1 protein-coding gene is annotated in these 448 nt (G+C 67.0%); it reads right to left on the reverse strand.

Going from position 1 to position 448, the window contains the following annotated elements; genetic code table 11:
* Nucleotides 1–448, reverse strand: a 448-nt coding sequence (locus tag EOB36_RS34060; protein WP_206637246.1) for a 6-phosphofructokinase, incomplete at both ends; no start/stop codon positions are given.

Consider the following 448-nt stretch of genomic DNA (forward strand, 5'->3'; position numbering starts at 1 on the left):
GCCCGCTTGCCCGGCAATCCTTCAGCCAGCGCACGCTCGAGAGCGGCCGGCAGGTCGCTGCCCGACAGCTTGACGTTGCCATGCGCATCGCGCTCCAGTTTGTCCGGCGGCACCAGACTTTCGACCAGCGCCTTGCCGTCGGCGGTGCTGACGCCTTCGGAGACGGCGACGATACAGCGCTTATGGCGATCGAGCGTGGCTCGAACATCCTCGATGAAGGCCGCAGCCGAGAACGGGCGCTCCGGCACATAGACGAGATGCGGGCCGCTGTCGGGGTCAAGCTGCCATGCGGCAGCGGCGGCGGTGAGGAAACCGGCGTGCCGGCCCATGACGATGCCGACATAGATGCCGGGCAGGGCACGGAAATCGAGGTCGACCGAGAGAAAGGCGCCGGCGACGAATTCGGCCGCCGAAATGAAGCCGGGCGTATGGTCGTTCCCCTCGAGAT

Origin of the sequence: Mesorhizobium sp. M6A.T.Cr.TU.017.01.1.1, assembly GCF_004023115.1 — a bacterium.
Taxonomy (GTDB): Bacteria; Pseudomonadota; Alphaproteobacteria; order Rhizobiales; family Rhizobiaceae; genus Mesorhizobium; species Mesorhizobium mediterraneum.